Annotated in this window: 13 protein-coding genes; 5 read left to right on the forward strand and 8 right to left on the reverse strand. The window is 53.4% G+C overall.

Annotated features, from left to right (window positions below):
* The first annotated feature begins 87 nt into the window (after positions 1-87).
* The 4 genes from RHJ31_RS01250 (at position 88) to folE (ending at position 6,130) form a co-directional block, all read left to right on the forward strand.
* A complete protein-coding gene (locus RHJ31_RS01250; RefSeq protein ID WP_302677068.1) occupies positions 88-936 on the forward strand; it encodes a hypothetical protein in 849 nt (282 codons plus the stop codon).
* Between the two features lie 15 nt (positions 937-951).
* Positions 952-3,339, forward strand: a complete 2,388-nt coding sequence (recG, locus tag RHJ31_RS01255; RefSeq protein ID WP_302677069.1) for an ATP-dependent DNA helicase RecG — start codon at positions 952-954, stop codon at positions 3,337-3,339.
* Positions 3,340-3,400: 61 nt separating this feature from the next.
* Positions 3,401-5,296: an ATP-dependent zinc metalloprotease FtsH2 gene (ftsH2, locus tag RHJ31_RS01260; RefSeq protein ID WP_302677071.1), complete on the forward strand. Its 1,896-nt coding sequence runs from the start codon at positions 3,401-3,403 to the stop codon at positions 5,294-5,296.
* A 183-nt stretch (positions 5,297-5,479) separates the two neighbouring features.
* Positions 5,480-6,130, forward strand: a complete 651-nt coding sequence (gene folE / locus RHJ31_RS01265; RefSeq protein WP_310437911.1) for a GTP cyclohydrolase I FolE — start codon at positions 5,480-5,482, stop codon at positions 6,128-6,130.
* 87 nt (positions 6,131-6,217) lie between these two features.
* Here the strand turns inward: folE and RHJ31_RS01270 are convergent, their stop codons facing one another.
* The 3 genes from RHJ31_RS01270 to psaA form a co-directional block, all read right to left on the reverse strand.
* A complete protein-coding gene (locus tag RHJ31_RS01270) occupies positions 6,218-7,825 on the reverse strand; it encodes a mechanosensitive ion channel (RefSeq protein ID WP_302677072.1) in 1,608 nt (535 codons plus the stop codon).
* Between the two features lie 316 nt (positions 7,826-8,141).
* Positions 8,142-10,367 (reverse strand): photosystem I core protein PsaB, encoded by a 2,226-nt coding sequence (gene psaB / locus RHJ31_RS01275; RefSeq protein ID WP_302677073.1) that lies wholly within the window; start codon positions 10,365-10,367, stop codon positions 8,142-8,144.
* 23 nt (positions 10,368-10,390) lie between these two features.
* Positions 10,391-12,598 carry a photosystem I core protein PsaA gene (gene psaA, locus RHJ31_RS01280; RefSeq protein WP_399364942.1) on the reverse strand — a complete coding sequence of 736 codons (2,208 nt, stop codon included), beginning with the start codon at positions 12,596-12,598 and terminating at the stop codon, positions 10,391-10,393.
* Between the two features lie 414 nt (positions 12,599-13,012).
* Between psaA and RHJ31_RS01285 the strand changes: the two genes are divergently transcribed.
* A complete protein-coding gene (locus RHJ31_RS01285; protein WP_302677075.1) occupies positions 13,013-13,411 on the forward strand; it encodes a RidA family protein in 399 nt (132 codons plus the stop codon).
* On the opposite strand, the gene RHJ31_RS01290 is transcribed toward RHJ31_RS01285, so the two are convergent.
* The 5 genes from RHJ31_RS01290 to RHJ31_RS01310 all read right to left on the reverse strand — a co-directional run bounded on the left by RHJ31_RS01290 (position 13,398) and on the right by RHJ31_RS01310 (position 16,908).
* Positions 13,398-13,916, reverse strand: coding sequence for a DUF4330 domain-containing protein (locus tag RHJ31_RS01290; protein ID WP_302677076.1), 519 nt, complete (start codon positions 13,914-13,916; stop codon positions 13,398-13,400). The genes RHJ31_RS01285 and RHJ31_RS01290 overlap by 14 nt on opposite strands.
* 49 nt (positions 13,917-13,965) lie before the next feature.
* A complete protein-coding gene (locus RHJ31_RS01295) occupies positions 13,966-14,973 on the reverse strand; it encodes a WD40 repeat domain-containing protein (RefSeq protein ID WP_302677078.1) in 1,008 nt (335 codons plus the stop codon).
* 486 nt (positions 14,974-15,459) lie between these two features.
* Positions 15,460-15,843, reverse strand: a complete 384-nt coding sequence (locus RHJ31_RS01300) for an FHA domain-containing protein (RefSeq protein WP_302677080.1) — start codon at positions 15,841-15,843, stop codon at positions 15,460-15,462.
* Between the two features lie 69 nt (positions 15,844-15,912).
* The gene (locus RHJ31_RS01305; RefSeq protein WP_302677081.1) at positions 15,913-16,542 is read right to left on the reverse strand and encodes a response regulator transcription factor; all 630 of its coding nucleotides are present in this window, start codon (positions 16,540-16,542) and stop codon (positions 15,913-15,915) included.
* 18 nt (positions 16,543-16,560) lie between these two features.
* Positions 16,561-16,908 carry a YbaB/EbfC family nucleoid-associated protein gene (locus tag RHJ31_RS01310; RefSeq protein WP_206200739.1) on the reverse strand — a complete coding sequence of 116 codons (348 nt, stop codon included), beginning with the start codon at positions 16,906-16,908 and terminating at the stop codon, positions 16,561-16,563.
* Positions 16,909-16,916: the final 8 nt, after the last annotated feature.

Consider the following 16,916-nt stretch of genomic DNA (forward strand, 5'->3'; position numbering starts at 1 on the left):
AACAGGCTATCCTCGCCAAGATGTTGTAATAGATTGTAGAAACAGTCTTCTTAAACGCAGCAGCACTGTTTTGCCAGTTAGGCGTGTATGTCGGGTAACTTAGAAGCCGTTGAGCGGGAAATTTTAGGGTTACAGGGGATGCTATTGGCCGCCTTGGCGGAAATGCGTCAGCTTTATGATGTTTATCTAGAAATGCTCGCCCCCATTGCCCGCCAGCAGTTGATCACCGTCAGTTATCAGGTGTGCACTCAAGTCTTTCCAGAGAAATTTTTGACCCTTGAAGACCCAGAGCGACAGGACCTTCAGCGTCAGATTGTTGAACTGGCGATCGCCTTGGAAACCACAATTTTAGGCCTACAGCCCCGTCGCCAAGAAGACTCAACTGCAAGGCAAGAGGCGACGAATGGGGAAGAAGACGCAACCAAGGAACAGGAACCCCCCTCCCTATCGGAGCAATTGAGCCAAGTTCTTTATCAAAGTTCGCTCAAGATGAACCATCTACTGCAACGGGCGGCTATCTTACCGCCTGCCCCAATCGCGGTCATTTTAGAGATTGCCAGTAAGGCGGAAAATCGTCCCCTTGGGCGGATTCCCCATTTGTTGACGATGATGCTAGATGAGCAGAAACTACAAGAGGAGGGCGAAGAGGAGCGAGACACCAGTGAGTCCCCAAGGGAATCTTCCAGTCATCACCCCATGGCAGCCATTTACCTGCAACTTGAGGAACTGGAGTTTCAGCATCCTCCCCTCGGCAATCAGCGCAGTCAAATTCGCCAACTGGAAGCACGTCTGGCCACCCTCCAGAAGCAACTGCATAAAAAACAGCGGCAATATCTGGTTCTCAAGGCCAGTCGGGCATGGTGGCAAACGTGGAAAGCCAATGAAGCCGCAGACGCGACCGCCAGTGTCCCCGAAGCAATGGATGGTGAGCAATAGGGAAGGAGGCCTGCTGTGTCCCTTGACTGGCCACGCCTACAACGCGCCCTTGCCATTGAAACAGAGCGGGGTTTTTGCAACCTTCAGGGCAATACCTATCGGTTTAATGAGTATTTACACGCAGCGTTAACGCAAGCCCCTCTGCAACAACTCCCCCTTCAGGTGCGCGATCGCTGGCAGGAAACGGCGGCAGCCTATGCCCACTACAACGATCTCTCCCCCAGCCAACGACAACACCTCGTGGTGAAAACGCGCCAACTGCTCCACGATGTCCACAAACAACTCACAAGTCCGCCCCCGCGCCCCCGTCCCCTCGATCAAGCGCTCAAAACAGTGAATGGGATTGGTGAGCGCACTGCGGCGAAACTGGAAAAACTCGGGCTTTATACGGTTGCGGATCTCATTTACTACTTCCCCCGCGATCACATTGACTATGCCCGCCAAGTGCCGATTCGGCAACTCCAAGCTGGGGAGACCGTCACCCTTGTGGGTAAAGTCCGCCGTTGCAACTGTTTTACCAGTCCCCGCAATGCCAAGCTGACGATCTTAGAAATTGTTCTTCAAGATCGCACCGGGCAAATTCGCCTGAGTCGCTTCTATGCGGGTGCCCGCTATGCCCAACGGGGGTGGCAAGAGCAGCAAAAACGCCTCTATGCCCCCCAGACCATCGTTGCTGCCTCTGGCCTCGTGAAACTGACGAAGTATGGCCTTACCCTTGAAGATCCGCAGTTGGAAGTGCTGGATCATGCTGGGGCAGAAATAGACTCCCTCACCATTGGCCGTATTGTGCCGGTCTATCCCTTAACGGAGGGAGTATCTCCCGATGTGATTCGCCGTGCGGTCGATCGCGTTCTGCCCTTGGTGCAGGGCTATCCTGATCCCCTACCGCAGGCGCTGCGCCAACGTCATCAACTCATGCCCCTAGATACGGCGCTGCGTCACATTCACTTTCCGCCAGATCAAACGCAACTGAGTCTGGCACGGCGGCGGCTGATTTTTGATGAATTCTTTTACCTGCAACTGGGGTTACTGCAACGGCGGCGCCAGCAGCAACAGCAGGCCAGTGCCCCCCTCAATCCCCAAGGGGAACTGATTGAGCAGTTTTACCAAGGGCTGCCCTTTCAACTCACAGGGGCGCAGCAGCGGGTGGTGGCCGAAATTTTGGCAGACTTAGAGCGATCGATTCCCATGAATCGCCTTGTCCAAGGAGATGTGGGGTCCGGCAAAACCGTTGTTGCCGTGATTGCCCTATTGGCGGCAGTGCAGTCCGGCTATCAAGGGGCACTAATGGCACCCACAGAGGTTCTGGCAGAGCAGCACTATCGCAAGCTCTTGGAATGGCTCACCCCTTTGCATGTGCCGGTGGAATTGCTCACAGGATCGATACGTACAGGCAAGCGCCGCCAGATTCTGGATCAATTGGCAACGGGGGAATTGCCGGTGCTGGTGGGCACCCATGCCCTGATCCAAGAGGGGGTGACGTTTCAGCAGTTGGGTCTGGTGGTGATTGATGAACAGCACCGCTTTGGGGTGGCACAACGGGCAAAGCTGCAAGCCAAGGGACTCCTGCCCCATGTGTTGACCATGACGGCGACACCGATTCCCCGCACGCTTGCCTTGACCCTCCATGGAGATTTGGATGTGAGTCAAATTGATGAATTGCCCCCCGGTCGGCAGCCGATTCAAACCACGGTGTTGGGACGGGGCGATCGCTCCTGCGCCTACAATTTAATCCGCCGTGAAGTGGCCCAAGGGCGGCAAGCGTACATTGTCTTACCTTTGGTTGAGGAATCGGAAAAACTGGATCTGAAATCCGCCATTGCCGAGCACGAGCGATTACAAACGGAGGTTTTTCCCAATTTTCGCGTCGGGCTGCTCCACGGTCGCATGGCATCGAGTGACAAGGATGCCACGATTCAAGCCTTTGCCAAGGGGGAATTGGATATTCTGGTGGCTACCACGGTGGTTGAGGTGGGGGTAGATGTCCCCAATGCCACGGTGATGCTCATTGAACATGCTGAACGCTTTGGCCTATCCCAACTCCATCAACTGCGGGGGCGGGTGGGGCGGGGTGCCCAACAATCCTATTGTCTGCTGCTCAATAGTTCTCGCAATGATGCTGCCAAGCAACGGCTGAATGTGCTGGCGCAGTCTCAGGATGGCTTCTTTATTGCAGAGATGGATCTGCGGCTGCGCGGTCCGGGGGAGGTTTTGGGGACGCGGCAATCGGGATTACCGGACTTTGCCCTCGCTAGCCTCGTTGAGGATCAAGATTGCCTAGAGGCGGCGCGATCGGCGGCCAGTGAACTGATCGCCCAGGATCCTGAGTTACGGGGCTATCCTCTGCTGCAAGCAGTTCTCCAGCAACGGCGCGATCGCCTGCTTGAGGGCATGATGAACTAATACTCCCCCTTTGGGAGGGATATGTTAAATTTAGTTAAGAACCTGATAAAAAGCGCCGCCAATGAAAGTCTCTTGGAAAACTGTTCTCCTTTGGTCAATCCCCCTACTGCTCATGGGGGTTCTCCTCTGGCAGGGGGCGAGCAACTTTATGCTCAATCAAAGTCAGCCTCCTCTGAATACCGCCAGTACGCGCATGAGCTATGGGCGATTCCTCAACTATTTAGATGCGGGTCGCATTAGTAAAGTGGACATTTTCGATAATGGTCGCACCGCCATTGTGGATGTCTCTGATCCGGAACTGATTAACGGTCGCCCCCTGCGGGTACGGGTAGATATGCCGGGGACGGCTCCAGAAGTCATTAGTAAACTGCGGGAGCAGCACGTAGAAATTGATGTCCATCCCGCTCGCAATGATGGTGCCCTGTGGGGACTCTTGGGTAATTTACTCTTCCCCGTCTTGCTCTTGGGAGGACTCTTTTTCCTCTTCCGCCGCTCCAGCAACGTGCCCGGAGGCCCAGGTCAGGCGATGAACTTCGGTAAGTCTCGCGCCCGCTTCCAAATGGAGGCCAAAACGGGTGTCATGTTTGACGATGTTGCTGGTGTCGATGAAGCCAAGGAAGAACTACAAGAGGTGGTCACCTTCCTGAAGAAGCCCGAGAAATTTACAGCGGTGGGTGCTCGCATTCCCAAAGGGGTTCTCCTAGTAGGTCCCCCCGGCACGGGGAAAACGATGCTCGCCAAGGCGATCGCGGGTGAGGCAGGGGTACCCTTCTTCTCCATCTCGGGTTCAGAATTTGTCGAGATGTTTGTTGGTGTTGGTGCCTCCCGCGTCCGGGACTTGTTCCGCAAGGCCAAGGAAAATGCTCCCTGTCTCATCTTTATTGATGAAATTGATGCTGTGGGTCGCCAACGCGGGGCTGGCATTGGCGGCGGTAACGATGAGCGGGAGCAAACCCTCAACCAACTGCTGACCGAAATGGATGGCTTTGAGGGGAATACCGGCATCATCGTGATTGCGGCAACCAACCGTCCGGATGTCTTGGATGCGGCTCTCCTGCGTCCGGGTCGCTTTGACCGACAGGTGGTGGTGGATGCGCCGGATATTAAGGGTCGCTTGGCGATTCTCAAGGTGCATGCCCGCAACAAGAAATTGGCGCCCGAAGTTTCCCTTGAGGCGATCGCTCGCCGTACCCCCGGCTTTACGGGTGCCGATTTGGCCAACCTCCTCAATGAAGCGGCGATTCTCACGGCCCGGCGGCGGAAACCCGCGATCACAATGCTGGAAATTGACGATGCCGTGGACCGGGTTGTTGCTGGTATGGAGGGCACACCGCTGATTGACGGCAAGAGCAAGCGCCTCATCGCCTACCACGAAGTGGGTCATGCCATTGTCGGTACGCTGCTCAAGGATCACGATCCTGTGCAAAAAGTGACATTAGTGCCTCGTGGTCAAGCCCGTGGCCTGACTTGGTTCATGCCTTCAGAGGATTCCGGATTGATCTCGCGATCGCAACTGATGGCGCGGATGGCTGGTGCCTTGGGCGGTCGGGCTGCTGAATACGTCGTCTTTGGCGATGCTGAAGTCACGACTGGTGCTGGCAATGACCTGCAGCAAGTGACAGCGATGGCACGGCAAATGGTGACCCGCTTTGGTATGTCAGATCTAGGGCCTCTCTCCTTGGAAACCCAAAACGGTGAAGTGTTCTTGGGGCGGGACTTGGTGTCTCGAACAGAATACTCCGAAGAAATTGCGGCTCGCATTGATGCCCAAGTGCGGGAGTTGGTGCAGCACAGCTACGAACTGGCCATCAAGATTATCCGGGACAATCGCGTGGTCATTGACCGCCTCGTCGATCTCCTAGTAGAGAAAGAAACCATTGATGGTGAAGAGTTCCGGCAAATTGTTGCTGAATACACCGTTGTTCCCGATAAAGAGCGCTTTGTACCGCAGCTTTAGATAAGCTAAATTAGTAGATTCAATCGCCCTAACCCCTCTCCCAATGCGGATGAGGGGGATTTTATTTTGACTGCTTTTCCTCTGTAAATTCTATGCTCAACTAAACCGACTTTCATATCAGTTTCCTTGACACCATTTCCACCAGTAAATAGAATGATAATCGTTATTATTTTTAGGTACCCTATGTCCCAGCAATCCCGTAACCAGTTGTTAACCGTGCAAAGCAGCCTTGAAAGTATACCCACCTGCGTCTCGACCCAGGTGTCAGATGCTGAGATGGAGCAGGCGGTTCGCACACTCCTCATCGGGCTAGGGGAAAATCCTGATCGCGAAGGCCTGCGGGATACCCCCAAACGGGTTGTTCAAGCCTTGAAGTTTTTAACCAGTGGCTACCGCCAATCCTTGGATGAGTTGCTGAATGGTGCCGTTTTTTACGAAGACACCAATGAGATGGTCTTGGTGCGCGACATCGATCTCTTTAGTTGTTGTGAGCACCATATTCTGCCAATCATTGGGCGAGCCCATGTCGCCTACATTCCCAATGGCAGGGTCATTGGCCTGTCAAAAATTGCCCGCATTTGCGAGATGTATGCGCGGCAGCTACAGGTGCAGGAGCGCCTGACCCAACAAATTGCAAATGCTTTGCAAGGACTCCTGAAACCGCAAGGGGTGGCTGTGGTTGTTGAGGCCACCCATATGTGTATGGTGATGCGAGGCGTACAAAAACCGGGCTCTTGGACGGTCACCAGTTCAATGCAAGGGGTGTTTGCTGAAGATGCCCGTACCCGCCAAGAGTTCCTAGATCTGATCCGCCACCAACCCTCCTTCCGCTAGTCTGATTACCAGACGAGGGGGAGAGGACACCTTTCTCCCCCTTTTGTGGGAAAAACTGAATCCCTAGGCCAGCTCTTGCTACTTGCCTCAATTATTTTCAGAATTTCTGCCTTTGAGCAAATTCAGCCATTCCTCAACTTGAGCCGCTGCAATTTGCCGGCATCCCAAGCCAAAGGCAAGGGCGATCGCCACCGCAATAGAACCAAAGAGCAAGCCAAAGGCTAAATTGACAATGCTCGTTGCAATGCCCATCTGCTGCAGAGCCATTGCCCCCACAAACGTCATCGTTGCTAGCCGTGCCGCCTGAGCGAGAAAACGCCCTTGGGAGGTGCCAGAACTAGCAACAAGCCGAAATACTAAATTGGCAAAGTACAACCCTACCGCTAAGATCAGCGTTCCGACCAACACCCGACCAATCACCACTACTAGGGCAGTGACAAAAGCACTGAGAGCAGGAATATCCAGTACATCAACGGCAGCGATCGCTCCAAATAACAAAACGCCAACAAGGGCAACGATGCCCATCACTTCTGAGGGCTGTCGCCAGCGCTGCTCGGGTGCCTCCGCAGGCTGAGACTCCTGAGAATCCACCATCGGACGCTCTAGACCTAGCCAGACCAACACTTGATCAAAGCCGATGGTTTGCAGGAAATTGGTAACCGTCTCCGCCACAAAGCGGCCAATTACATAGGCCAGCAGCAGAATAATGGCTGCAGTAAAAATTTTCGGCAATGCCGTCAGCACTTGGTTTAGCATTGCCGTTGCCGGTTCCGTAATGGCCACGATTTGTAGCGCATCAAGGCTAGCGATCGCCGTCGGAATCAAGATTAAGACATAGACAATCGTACCGATGACCGTTGCTAGGGATTCCCCTAAACTGGTTTGCCCTAGACCGAGGCGCTGACCAATGCGCTGAATTCCCATGGCCGTCATTAAGTTAATGACTAAACTGCGGACAATACGGGCAATAAACCAACCGACAACCGCGATAATCACCGCCTTAAAGACAAAAGGCAGTGCTCCTAGAATATCATTCAAGAGATTTTGTACAGGCTGCAATGAGCCTTGCAGATCAAGCACCCCCAAAATTAGGGGCAGGAAGAAAAGAAAAACAAACCAATAGAGGGTATTTCCCAACATCTCAGCCACAGACATGGTGGCCGGCCCCTCTGAGGAACCATTCCCCTCAGATTCGAGGGGGAGTTGACGATCCAAATTCAAAGAACGGGCAGACTGAGTGACCACCATTTTCGATATAGTTGCTACTACCCAAGCTACATCCGCCAGCAGGATCGCTGCCCCCAGCTTTGGCAGGAAACTAAAAACTTGATTGAGAAACGCATTGAGGGGCTGTGACACTGTCGTCAAGCGCAGGGCATCTAAAAAGGCCACCACCGCCAGCAAAAGAATGACCCAGAAAACTACTGCTGCCAGAATCGCAGTCACTGATATGCCTTGGAGCGACTCATTTCCACCAAAGAATTGGGTCAATCGTTCATCAACCCGCATTCGTTTCAAAACCGAGCGTGTTATCTTTGCCAGAATAGTGGCAACAATCCAGCCAATGAGCAGCAAAGCAACTGCAATAATGACTTGCGCTAAAAGGCTCCCCAAATTGTTGAGATCAAAAGCTGGATTCACTGAATTTTCACCGACAATTTGGGAAGTTTCTTCAGTATTAACTTGAGCCAACAAGCCTTCAATAGGGTTCTTAGATGAAAACCTTAAAATAGCTAGGTTAAATGTATCACGCATTACAACCGTCCTCAATTCAGACACACCCTTATCAATGCAAAATTCAGTCCTAGGATATCTAAAAAGTAGCGTGATGTCATTGAAAAACGTTTTTAGGTACTGAGATATTGAGATATGTTAAAAAATCCTAACTGTGGTCACTAGCAAGGAATCAGTTGGCTCGCTCTGAAACAAGCAGCTACAACTTGTTATCAAACACAAAAATCCCCCACCTAGAGGCAGGGGAGCTGACAAAATTTAACTTAACTTAAGTAGATCAACCGAACTTGGCTGCGGTTGAGGCAATCAGGAAGGCCGCATAGGTCAAGATGTAGCCAACGCTGAAGTGTGCCAGACCCACCAAACGGGCTTGCACAATCGACAGCGCCACCGGCTTGTCTTTCCAACGCACCAAGTTGGCCAAGGGAGTGCGCTCATGCGCCCACACCAAGGTTTCAATCAGCTCTTGCCAGTAACCACGCCAGCTAATCAGGAACATGAAGCCTGTTGCCCACACAAGGTGACCAAAGAGGAACATCCATGCCCATACCGACAGGTTATTGGTGCCGAAGGGGTTGTAGCCATTGATGAGCTGGGAGGAGTTCAACCAGAGGTAATCCCGCAGCCAACCCATGAGGTAGGTAGAGTTTTCGTTGAACTGAGCCACATTGCCTTCCCAGACACCAAGGTGTTTCCAGTGCCAGTAGAAGGTAACCCAGCCAATGGTGTTCAGCATCCAGAACATGGCCAGATAGAAGGCATCCCATGCAGAAATATCGCAGGTACCGCCACGGCCGGGGCCATCGCAGGGGAAGGCATAGCCGAAGTCTTTCTTATCTGGCATCAGTTTGGAGCCACGGGCATCCAACGCACCTTTGACCAAAATCAAGGTGGTGGTGTGCAGACCCAAGGCAATGGCGTGGTGCACCAAGAAGTCCCCAGGGCCAATCGTCAAGAACAGAGAGTTGGTGCCACTGTTGATGGCATCGAGCCAGCCGGGTAGCCAGACATTGCCGTAGTTCGGCCAAGCGGTGCTAGCAATGCTATCGGGGTTCGACAGCAGCGTATCAAAGCCATAGAGCAGTTTGCCATGGGCCGCTTGAATGAACTGAGCAAACACCGGCTCAATGAGGATTTGCTTTTCGGGGGTACCAAAGGCCACCACGACATCGTTGTGGACATAGAGACCCAAGGTGTGGAAGCCCAAGAAGAGGGACACCCAGCTTAGGTGGGAAATGATCGCCTCTTTGTGTTGTAGTACCCGATCCAACACATTGCCTTTGTTTTGGGCTGGATCATAGTCCCGCACCAAGAAGATAGCCCCATGGGCAAAGGCACCCACCATCAAGAAGCCAGCAATGTACTGGTGATGGGTATAGAGGGCAGCCATCGTGGTGTGGTCTTGGGCAATGAAGGCATAGGGTGGCAGCGAGTACATGTGCTGTGCTACCAAGGAGGTGATCACGCCCAAGCAGGCCAAGTGCCAACCCAACTGGAAGTGTAGCGAGTTGTTATAGGTTTCATAGATGCCTTGGTGAGGCATGTTGAAGGGACCTTCCACCTTCGTGCCAAAGAAGTCCTTGGCATCCATCATCTCTTTAATGCTGTGGCCAATCCCAAACTGGGTGCGGTACATGTGACCCGCCACAATAAAGAGCACCGCGATCGCAAGGTGGTGGTGCGCCATATCCGTGAGCCACAGGGACTCCGTTTGGGGATGGAAGCCACCCAAGAAGGTGAGAATCGCCGTTCCAGCACCCTGTGCTGTGCCAAAGATGTGGCTAGCCGTGTCAGGGTTTTGGGCATAGACACCCCAGTTGCCCGTAAAGAAGGGCGCCAAACCAGCGGGGTGGGGCATGGTGCTCAGGAAGTTATCCCAGCCCACGTGCTGACCACGGGACTCGGGAATGGCCACGTGAATCAGGTGACCGGCCCAAGCCAAGGAGCTAACCCCAAACAGACCCGCCAAGTGGTGGTTCAACCGCGATTCGGCATTTTTGAACCAAGAGAGGCTAGGACGGAATTTGGGTTGTAGGTGCAGCCAGCCAGCAAAGAGGGCCAGCGAAGCCAGAATCAGTAGGAAGATGGCACCTTGGTAAAGGTCACCGTTGGTGCGCATACCGATGGTGTACCACCAGTGATAGACACCAGAGTAGGCAATGTCCACAGGGTTAGAAGCCCCCGCTTGGGTGAAGGCATCCACTGCGGCTTTGCCAAATTGAGGATCCCAGATCGCATGGGCGATGGGACGGGTGTTGACAGGGTCTTGAATCCATTGTTCAAAGTTCCCCTGCCACGCAACGTGGAATAGGCTACCAGACACCCACAGGAAGATGATGGCCAGATGCCCAAAGTGGGAGGCAAAAATCTTCTGGTAAAGATTTTCCTCGGTCATGCCATCGTGGCTTTCGAAGTCGTGAGCCATGGCGATGGCGTACCAAATCCGGCGTGTGGTCGGATCCTGTGCGAGGTCTTGGCTAAACTTCGGAAATTTAGTTGCCATAGTTGGTTATCTCCTCCTCGCCCCTATCCTACAGAAATAATCCGAGCTAGGAAGAATGCCCAAGTAGTGGCAATCCCCCCTAGGAGGTAATGGGCTACACCGACGGCACGGCCTTGAATAATGCTCAGGGCACGGGGCTGAATGGCCGGTGCAACTTTCAGCTTGTTGTGGGCCCAAACAATGGACTCAATCAGCTCTTGCCAGTAGCCACGACCACTGAAGAGGAACATGAGGCTGAAGGCCCAAATGAAGTGAGCACCCAAGAACAACAAACCATAGGCGGATAGGGCTGAACCATAGGAGCCAATCACCTGAGAAGCTTGTGCCCACAGGAAGTCCCGTAGCCAGCCATTGATGGTGATGGCACTTTGGGCAAAGTTACCGCCCGTGATGTGAGATACCGTGCCATCGGGAGCAACAGTACCCCAGACATCCGACTGCATCTTCCAACTGAAGTGGAAAATCACAACAGAGATGCAGTTGTACATCCAGAACAGACCCAAGAAGACGTGATCCCAACCGGAGACTTGGCAGGTACCGCCACGACCGGGACCATCGCAGGGGAAGCGGAAGCCCAAGTTGGCTTTATCGGGAATGAGGCGAGAGCTGCGGGCAAAGAGGACGCCCTTCAGCAGAATCAGCACTGTCACGTGGATCGTGAAAGCGTGAATATGGTGCACCATGAAGTCGGCCGTTCCCAGAACAATGGGCATCATGGCGACCTTGCCACCGACTGCAACCACATCACCACCAAAGGCAACACTAGCGGTGGCAGCAGCATTGGGAGCCGTACCACCGGGGGCTAGGGTGTGCAGGTGTTGTACCCATTGGGCAAAGACAGGCTGAAGCTGAATGCCAGTGTCGGAGAACATATCTTGGGGACGACCAAAGGCACGCATCGTGTCGTTGTGGACGTACAGACCAAAGCTGTGGAAGCCCAAGAAGATGCACACCCAGTTCAGGTGGGAAATGATGGCATCGCGATGGCGCAGTACCCGATCCAGAACGTTGTTTTGATTCATGGCCGGATCGTAATCACGCACCATGAAGATGGCACCGTGGGCAGCACCACCCACAATCAGGAAGCCGCCAATCCACATGTGGTGGGTAAACAGCGACAGTTGGGTTGGATAGTCGGTGGCCAAGTAAGGATAGGGGGGCATTGCATACATGTGCTGCGCCACAATAATGCTCAGCGAACCCATCATGGCTAGGTTGATCGCCAGTTGGGCATGCCAAGAGGTGGTCAGCACTTCGTACAGACCTTTGTGGCCGGCACCGGTGAAGGGGCCTTTGTGGGCTTCAAGAATCTCTTTGAGGCTGTGGCCAATCCCCCAATTGGTGCGGTACATGTGACCGGCAATGATGAAAAGGACAGCGATCGCCACGTGATGGTGAGCCGTATCCGACAGCCACAGGCCACCGGTAACAGGGTTCAAGCCGCCGTTAAAGGTCAGGAAATCCGAGTAGGCAGCCCAATTAAGGGTGAAGAAGGGAATGACGCCACTCAAAAAACCCCAATCCACTTTGGGATATAGGTCGGCCATCAAGCTGGGGTTAAGGATAAACTCGTGGGGCAAGGGAATATCCTTAGCAGCAACCCCTGCATCCAAGAGTTTGTTGATGGGTAGCGAGACGTGGATCTGGTGACCTGCCCAAGCCAAAGACCCCAAGCCAAGCAAGCCGGCGAGGTGGTGGTTGAGCATGGATTCCACGTTTTGGAACCATTCCAGCTTAGGAGCGCGCTTGTGATAGTGGAACCAGCCTGCAAAGAGCATTAAGCCAGCCATGACCAAGCCACCGATTGCGGTGCAGTAAAGCTGGAACTCATTGGTGATCCCAGAGGCACGCCACAGTTGGAATAGCCCCGAGGTGATTTGGATGCCGTGGAAACCACCGCCGACATCACCATTGAGAATGCCTTGACCCACAATGGGCCAGACCACTTGAGCACTGGGCTTGATACCGGTGGGATCGGCCAGCCAAGCCTCATAGTTTGAGAATTTTGCACCGTGGAAGTACATCCCACTCAGCCAGATGAACACCACAGCCAGATGGCCGAAGTGTGCACTGAAGATCTTGCGGGAAATATCTTCAAGGTCGCTCGTGTGTGTATCAAAATCGTGGGCAAGAGCGTGGAGGTTCCAAATCCATGTGGTGGTTTGGGGTCCTCTGGCCAAGGTGCGGTCAAAATGCCCGGGTTTTGCCCATTTTTCAAACGATGTGGGCACCGGGTCATTGTCAACCACGACTCTGACCTTTGGCTCTCGCTCCGGTGGACTGATGGTCATCGAGTCTCTCCTCTCTCTTAGGCAAGGAAGGAACGAGGGCATTCACCTCGGTAATATAGAAAGATCTTTAGATCAATGATTGTGAAGAATCGTGAATCTAAAGACCCAGAATGGAACGATAAAGCCCGTTCAGGAGGCGAATGCTCAATTCAGCATTATAGAAGGGGAGTACAGACTTTGCCGATAATTAACATTATTTAAGATGCTTGAATTCTTGACATGATTGTGAGGGTATAAATGCATAATATATGCGCTATCATATCCATTGATTTAATACAGGTGGCCGTGGCTCAATTCCCTGTAGAATCGGCTTTTGGGGCGATCGCCCCCGATATGTAAATTGTTTTAAGTTTTATGACAAAAGTGATTATTTGTACCACTGATGCACCTAAGCCGGTCGGTCCCTATAGCCAAGCCGTGCGGCAAGGGGAATGGGTCTTTCTCGCTGGACAAATTGCCCTTGATCCAAAAACTGGCCAGATCGTTGGTGGTGAAGATGTCAAGGAGCAAACCCGCCAAGTGATGGATAATCTCAGTGCTGTCCTCAAGGCCGCCGGTAGCGATTGGTCACAGGTGGTGAAAACAACCGTGTATCTTGCAGACCTCAATGACTTCGCCGCCATGAATGAAATCTATGCTCAGTACATGGATGCCGAGACAGCGCCTGCCCGTGCCTGTGTGGAAGTATCGCGCCTGCCGAAGGGAGTCAAAGTTGAAATTGACTGCATTGCCTACTGTCCTACAACGGCCTAACGGCAATCACCGAGGCACGGAAATTATACTCTTTGCCCTCTAATTCTACGGGCGTCCCTACTTTGATGCCAGTATTCCCCAGCACAGGCCCATTGTTAGTGATTTGGCCTCGGCCTTCTAGGGTCAGGAGTAAGTTGCTACTATAGGCCATCTCTGGGCGGGGATCTGGCAGCGCTTTAACCGACCCATCGGGCTGAGAAACAGTAACTGTGCGGGGCAGAACCTGGACATTTTTCACAGTGATTTGGCCGTAGGGCTGGTTGCGAATAATAAAGTTGGCGGTACTGCCCTTGGGAATCAGGGCTTGGGGAGTGGGAGTACTCAGACCCAGAACGAGAACATCTACTTCAATGGGTTGGGCAGCGGTCATTTGTGCCAACGAGGTGCCCGATCGCCCCGGCAGAAGGAACAAGCCCGCCAAAACGCACAGGAGAACAAGCCCTGCCCCAAGGTCTAGAAGACTCAGCTTGCCAAAAAGACGGCCATAGCGATCAATGAGTTTCATCGGCACTCTAGCTTAAACCCGCAGCAACATCCTACCACACGGGTTCTCCCTAACTGGCTTGCCAAACCCAGAGTTCCCCTTGGGTGCCCCCGGCGGCTAAATACGATCCCTTGGGGTGCCAAGCAAGAGTTGTGAAGTATTCTTGGGCACCTTGCAGTAACTCCTGCGGTTGAGTTTTCTGCCAATAACACAGCCATCCCTCATCGCCACTGGACACGAAGCCTTGACCTTGGGGATGAATAGAGAGGGCGCGCACAGTGCCACGGTGCAGATCCAGCACTTGGGGTTGCCAGCCGCTTGCATCCTCGCTGAGGCGCCAAAGGATAATCCCCTCTTGGGAACTGCTCAGGAGCTGGGGGGCTTGGTTGGCGGTTTCCAACCAGTGAAGATGCCGCACTTTACCGGGAAAGCCCTGCATGTGCCACGGATACTGATCGCCCCAACGCCAGACAAAAAGGGTGTGATCCATGTTGCTGGCCGCGAAATATTCCCCTGTGGCGGACCAGGCTACGCCCACTGTTGCAGACATAAACCCCAATTCTTGGGGATCGGCATCCCAATCTTTAGCCGACCACACCCGCACACCGCCATAACCGGCAACGGCCAAAGCATCACCCGTAGGTTGCCAAGCCAAAGCCAGCACTGACGAGGCCGCAAAATCAAGGGTGGCAATGACATCGGCTTGAGCCGCATCCCAAATCTGGACGTAATGACCAAGACTAAAAGCAACCCAAGGCAATGTGGGATGCCAAGCCAGTTGATCAATCCAGTGGGAACCGTAGTGGAGCACCTGAAGATTCTCAGGGTGAGCTAAGGAACCAATGAGTACCCGTCCCTGCTCTCCCGCCGCTGCCCACCACTGGCGATCGCTGGCCACCGCGAGGATCGTTAAGCTTTGATCGGTTGCCGTTTGCAAGATGAGTTGCTCACCCACCTCTGGATCAATGTGATAGACCTCTCCTGCGGCGGAAGCGGCCAACAGATGGCGATCGCCCCACGCCAAGGCGGTGACGTACTCTTGAAGTTGGGTTTGCCCTAGTGGGATCAGAGAATTCACCAGTCACGCCCCTAGTGGAGGGTGTCGAAATAGATCTGAATGCCGACAATCATGGCAAACATGAGGACAATAAACAAGCTGATGATCAGCCAGTGCCCCGCTACATTCACGTCAAAGATCTCACCATAAATGCCGTAGAGCCGGTCAATAATGCCTTCTGCTTGGCCAATGGCTTTTTCTCGCTTCAGCATCCAGTTAGAATACCGTTCCTGCCAAATCTGCAGATCATCCTTGTAGTTGGTCATCTCCTCTTGGAAGGTGGCAAAGGCGGCTGGGGGGGTTGGCGTTCCTGGTTCCGTGGGCTTTTGCGGTTCGGCCTCATCAAGGGCTGGGGTGTAGTAGCCACGAACCCCCGGGAAGTAGCAGGTCTTAAAGAGTTGGGCACCCGTGCAACGACAGCTTTCGGGGGGATGGGTTTCATTGGGTTTCGTCCAGCAGGGATCCAAAGCGACATCCTTGCCCACTTTTGTAATTGTGACAAAGGCTTCAAAGGGCCACTTGGTTAGGGTAAAGACATTCATGACTTGGCCAATCGGATTCATCTGAGAGGGGGCAATAATCCCGCCCCCAAATGTGACTTGGGGAATAATAAAGAGAATTAACAACAGGGGGGCGATCGCCATAGACCAGACCGAGCTTACTGTCCAAGTCACGGATGCGATAGCCAGTGTCCGTCTTAACAATTTCAAAGTGATGCCGCGAAATGGTCGGATAGGAAATCACAATTTCGTTGTGGGGCGATCGCCCTACCCGTACCGTGGGTTGCAAGAGTGGAAATTCCTCGACGGAAGCGGGCGTACTCATTTGCAGAAAGGGGGATGATTCTTGATCCGAGGCTAAAACCGTTGCCTCATTGCTATGGGATGCCATGGGACACAGGATCAACACACCGACGGTTCCCCTTCACGATAACAAGTGTCCTTGAGTCTTGGGGAAGGCCTAGACTAAACCGTTACGAAGTGCAACAACCGCCGCCTGCACACGGTCATCCACCGCCAACTTGTTCAAAATACCCCGCACATGGGTCTTGATAGTATTTGGACTGAGAAACAGCTTACTGGCAATTTCAGGGTTACTATAGCCTTCCACCATCAGCTTCAGGACATCCAGTTCTCGCTGCGACAGGTGATAGTCCATTGTCGGTTGGGGCGGATGCAGGTGCTGGATCACATGGCGGGCAATCTGGGGATCAAGGTAAGTGGCTCCTTCTTGGGCAGCAGCGATCGCCATCAGTAATCGCTCAACGGTTTCTCCCTTGATACAGTAGGCATCGGCACCACTAGAAAGGGCAGCAACAGCTTCAAGAGCCGATTGGTGGGAGGTAAGCATCACCACATGAATGTCAGGAAATTCTCGCTTCAGCCGTTGGGTGGCGGCAATCCCGTCTAGCCTTGGTAGGCCAATGTCCATAATGACCACTTGCGGCTGCAACTGCCGTGTCATATCAATGGCGCCATAGCCATCTTCGGCATAACCCACCACAGCAAACTGCTCTCCTAGGGCTTGCCCTAGCCCCAGTTGCATCATTGGATCATCTTCCACAATCAGGAGCCGCAGCTTGGGTGCCATGGTGGGCGGGGAAGTGCATTAACCGAGACCCGGAACGTTCAAGCCACCTGTTAACTCTTCCATCCGTTCCCGCATGGTAGCGGTGGATTTTTGGTAGGCATCGCGCATGGCAGCGGTCACCAAATCAGAGAGCACTTCAGCCCCTTCACTCAGGAGATCTGGGCTGATTTCGACGCGGCGGGGTTCTTGGGTACCACTCATAATCACTTTGACGGCACCCCCCGCTGCTTGACCCTCAATGTCCATTTTTTCGAGGTCTTCTTGCAGCTTCTTGGCGCCTTCTTGAACTTGTTGTGCTTTCTGGATGGCTGCGGCCAGCTCCTTCATTTTGCCAAGACCGAAGCCAAAACCCTGTCCCTGTGCCATAGTGTTCC

The sequence above is a fragment of the Thermosynechococcus sp. JY1331 genome (assembly GCF_031583475.1).
Classification (GTDB): Bacteria; Cyanobacteriota; Cyanobacteriia; order Thermosynechococcales; family Thermosynechococcaceae; genus Thermosynechococcus.

Bases quoted from the DNA above. Each gene is read 5' to 3' on its own strand.
- ftsH2 (WP_302677071.1), top strand. From the start codon at position 3,401: ATGAAAGTCTCTTGGAAAACTGTTCTCCTTTGGTCAATCCCCCTACTG.
- RHJ31_RS01250 (WP_302677068.1), top strand. From the start codon at position 88: ATGTCGGGTAACTTAGAAGCCGTTGAGCGGGAAATTTTAGGGTTACAG.
- RHJ31_RS01300 (WP_302677080.1), bottom strand. From the start codon at position 15,843: ATGGCATCCCATAGCAATGAGGCAACGGTTTTAGCCTCGGATCAAGAA.
- folE (WP_310437911.1), top strand. From the start codon at position 5,480: ATGTCCCAGCAATCCCGTAACCAGTTGTTAACCGTGCAAAGCAGCCTT.
- RHJ31_RS01305 (WP_302677081.1), bottom strand. From the start codon at position 16,542: ATGGCACCCAAGCTGCGGCTCCTGATTGTGGAAGATGATCCAATGATG.
- RHJ31_RS01310 (WP_206200739.1), bottom strand. From the start codon at position 16,908: ATGGCACAGGGACAGGGTTTTGGCTTCGGTCTTGGCAAAATGAAGGAG.
- psaB (WP_302677073.1), bottom strand. From the start codon at position 10,367: ATGGCAACTAAATTTCCGAAGTTTAGCCAAGACCTCGCACAGGATCCG.
- RHJ31_RS01290 (WP_302677076.1), bottom strand. From the start codon at position 13,916: ATGAAACTCATTGATCGCTATGGCCGTCTTTTTGGCAAGCTGAGTCTT.
- RHJ31_RS01285 (WP_302677075.1), top strand. From the start codon at position 13,013: ATGACAAAAGTGATTATTTGTACCACTGATGCACCTAAGCCGGTCGGT.